The following is a 3,301-nucleotide window of genomic DNA, read 5'->3' on the forward strand; positions in this document are numbered from 1 at the left end:
GCCCTGCCCTCCCGATGAAGTGCTTCAGGTTCTGCATGATGTGCTGCTCGATGTCGCGGTCGCCCCTCGGGAGGTAGTCGAGGAGCGCGAGCACGTTTGCGATCCGCTGGTAGAGGGCATCCAGCTCTCCGTGCTTGACCCGGCAGCGCCGGGCGGCCTGCGGTCCGGGAGGGCCTGCTGCAGCGCTCCCGGTGCGGAACTCGGATGGAGGAGATGATCCGGCACCATGACGGACTTTGAGTGACGGACTTTGAGTGGGACTTTGAGGGACGGTGATGACTGAGTTGACTTATTCTGAGTTCCAACCAGCGGGTCGAGAGGGGCAAGCCCCTCACCCGCGCGTTCGGCTACCATATGAAAACGGTTTGACAGAAACAGCAACCCATTGCTATCATTAATAGTGAATACAATAGGCATACACTTATGAAGTATTTTGATTGGAATGATGAAAAGAATGAGGTGCTCAAAAAAGAGCGGGGGGTCTCATTTGAGCAGGTTGAACTGGCAATCGCATCAGGCGATCTGCTTGACCGGGTGAGGCATCCCAATCAGACAAAATATCCGAATCAAAAGGTTTTTCTGGTGCTGATTGAAGATTATGTCTATTCTGTGCCTTATGTTGAGGATGACGAAAAGATCTTTTTAAAAACAATTATTCCGAACAGCAAGGCAACAAAGAAATATTGGGGAGGTAAAAAATGAAAAAGACAGCATATTTGGATAAAGAAGAAAGGGAATTGGCGGAATCGCTTGAAAAAGACGAATGGGTTTCCGATCTTGACAAGAAAGAGAAAAAGAAATATGAAACATATGCACGCAATAGTCTCAACAAACAGAGACGGATTAATATCCGAATGACAGAGCGGGATTTGAAGAAAATCAGGGCTAAAGCAATCGAAGAAGGGATACCCTATCAATCCCTGATTTCCATGCTCATTCACAAGTTCAACGAGGGAAAAGTTACCTTCAGCAAAAAGAAGCATGCCTAACGAATCAATTCACTGAATCGGCGAGGAACAGCCCTCGCCTCTCGGTGATTTCCAGCGTTATGCACGAGGTATAGATAGTGAATAGAAAAGGAACTCTAATTTTTTTCTGCGGGAAAATGGGAGCCGGGAAATCGACTTACTCAAAAAACCTGGCCAATGAATTAAGCGCAGTATTTTTATCTGAAGATGACTGGCTTTCTGCTATTTATCCAGAAGAAATGACAAAAGCGAGGGGGTCAGGTCTTGAATCTTGAATTATCCTCTTTTTATCTCTTTTCAAGATTCAAGACCTGACCCTGTGCAGAGCTTTATTTCTATAATGATAAATTGATTCAATACGGCCAGCCAAATGACTGGCCTACAGAACCTGATAAAATAATTGAAATTCGTGAAAGATGATCTTGCACAACACTTCGGTGGGTCGATGGGAAGCTACCCTGCCTCTCTGTGAGTTCTGGCGATTCATCTACGTAAAGATAATTTGACGCTGAGTGACATTTGTGTGCATAATATAATACACAAATGGAGGACAGGATCATGAAATTTCTGAGCGTTCGGGATTTACGGGGTAAGTCGGCGCAAATCTGGAAGGAATTGCCCGCTGAGAGGGAGATGGTTATTACCAGTAACGGGCGGCCTATTGCTATTCTTGCGGCAATAACCGAAGCAAACCTTGAAGAATCGCTATCAGCATTCCGTCAGGCCCGTGCGTTGGAGGCTGTCGCCTCTCTCCAGCTTAGTTCCGTAGAACTGGGAACCGACAAGCTTTCAATGGAGGATATCGACGCGGAGATAAAAGCTGTCCGTAAAAAGCGCGCACGATGAATATTGTGCTCGACACCAATGTTCTTGTTGCAGGGCTTTTATCACCGTTCAAAGGCTGTGGTGAAATCGTGCGCATGGTTTCATCCGGCGAGCTGATACTTTCCTTTGACGCTCGCATTTTGTCGGAATATGATGAAGTTCTGCGACGTCCGAAGTTTAAGTTTGAGGAGGAAAAGGTAGCTGCGCTCCTTGATTATATTATTCATCATGGACAGATAGTGGCGTCTTCTCCATTGACTAATTCGCTTCCCGATTCCGACGATGCGCCATTTCTCGAAGCTGCCATGGCAGGTCATGCAGCATGTCTCGTCACGGGAAATCAAAACCATTTCCCTTCTGAACTATGCCAAGGAATCAAGGTTTTTTCTCCGACTGAGTTTCTGGTGTTTTATAAAAAGCAAAAAATGAAGAGTAAGCGCATAACAAGACGCTCAACCCGGACGCGCAAAAAACCGCGCGCTGGTTAGCTTAAGCGTTATGCACGAGGTATAGATAGTGAATAGAAAAGGAACTCTAATTTTTTTCTGCGGGAAAATGTAATGACAAAGGCGAGGGGGTCAGGTCTTGAATCTTGAATTATCCTCATTTTTATCTCTTTTCAAGATTCAAGACCTGACCCTGTGCAGAGCTCCGAGAGGTGCTGACTGTCCGGGAGGCTCCTAACTTTTACACTCGGAAGGGCTTCCTCCGCCCTCGAACGCCTGGACCACCGCCTTGTACTTCTCGTGGATCATCTTCCCGTCGAACTCCCGGAACCGTGCGAGCATCGCCCGGTCCTCTTCGTCCGAGAAATAGGCACGGGCCGCCGGGAAGAACACCGCGTCCTCCTTCTCGATATGCGCGGGATAGAAATGCACCAGGGTGTTCAGGCGGGATACTATCTCTTCCAAGGCTCCCGTGTCGCCTTCCCGGTACCGGGCAGTGGCCTCCACGACGGCCTTCGTCGTTTTCCGTGCGAAGACATGCTCTTCGATCAGTTCATTCATGAGCCGCCTGTCCTCATCGGACAGGTTTCTCTCTTCGAGATCGCGGAAGAGGATATCTTCCTCTTTCCCGTGGTGCGTACGGTCGGCGTACGTCCGGATGAAGTCGACAGCCGCATCGACGAAATACGGGTCGATGGACGCCGCCTGCCGGGCCTGCTCCAGCGTGCGGCGGATCACGGCTACCATCCGCTCGATCAGGCGGTGCTCTATCATGAGCAGTCCGCGTGCCTGCATGCGCTCCCTCCCCGTCCGTTCCCGGACAGATGATGCTCCTGCTTCCGCTCCAGGTACCCTACCATACGTCTCCTTTACCTATCAATCAGAACGCACTGGATCATGCTGATGAGGCGTCTCAGCCGTCCTTCCTGCCGATCTTTTTTTCGATCTGGGAGATGATGCCGTGGAGCATCTTCAGCTCCCAGTCGTTGAGCCCTGCCCTCCCGATGAAGTGCTTCAGGTTCTGCATGATGTGCTGCTCGATGTCGCGGTCGCCCCTCGGGA

At 49.7% G+C, this 3,301-nt stretch carries 5 protein-coding genes and 1 pseudogene; 5 read left to right on the forward strand and 1 reads right to left on the reverse strand.

What is annotated here, in order from left to right; translation table 11 throughout:
• Positions 1–423: 423 nt before the first annotated feature.
• The 5 genes and pseudogenes from AB1552_14240 to AB1552_14260 all read left to right on the forward strand — a co-directional run bounded on the left by AB1552_14240 (position 424) and on the right by AB1552_14260 (position 2,281).
• Positions 424–702, forward strand: a complete 279-nt coding sequence (locus AB1552_14240; GenBank protein ID MEW6054918.1) for a BrnT family toxin — start codon at positions 424–426, stop codon at positions 700–702.
• Entirely contained in the window at positions 699–989 is a 291-nt protein-coding gene (locus AB1552_14245; protein MEW6054919.1) for an antitoxin, read from the forward strand. Before AB1552_14240 ends, AB1552_14245 begins: the two co-directional genes overlap by 4 nt.
• Before the next feature lie 77 nt (positions 990–1,066).
• Positions 1,067–1,210 (forward strand): annotated as a pseudogene (locus AB1552_14250) (AAA family ATPase).
• Between the two features lie 316 nt (positions 1,211–1,526).
• Positions 1,527–1,814, forward strand: a complete 288-nt coding sequence (locus tag AB1552_14255; protein ID MEW6054920.1) for a type II toxin-antitoxin system Phd/YefM family antitoxin — start codon at positions 1,527–1,529, stop codon at positions 1,812–1,814.
• The gene (locus tag AB1552_14260) at positions 1,811–2,281 is read left to right on the forward strand and encodes a putative toxin-antitoxin system toxin component, PIN family (protein ID MEW6054921.1); all 471 of its coding nucleotides are present in this window, start codon (positions 1,811–1,813) and stop codon (positions 2,279–2,281) included. The genes AB1552_14255 and AB1552_14260 overlap by 4 nt, the downstream gene beginning before the upstream one ends.
• A gap of 192 nt (positions 2,282–2,473) precedes the next feature.
• On the opposite strand, the gene AB1552_14265 is transcribed toward AB1552_14260, so the two are convergent.
• Positions 2,474–3,034, reverse strand: coding sequence for a hemerythrin domain-containing protein (locus AB1552_14265; protein MEW6054922.1), 561 nt, complete (start codon positions 3,032–3,034; stop codon positions 2,474–2,476).
• Positions 3,035–3,301 lie beyond the last annotated feature (267 nt).

It is taken from the genome of Nitrospirota bacterium (genome assembly GCA_040754395.1).
GTDB lineage: Bacteria > Nitrospirota > Thermodesulfovibrionia > Thermodesulfovibrionales > SM23-35 > JBFMCL01.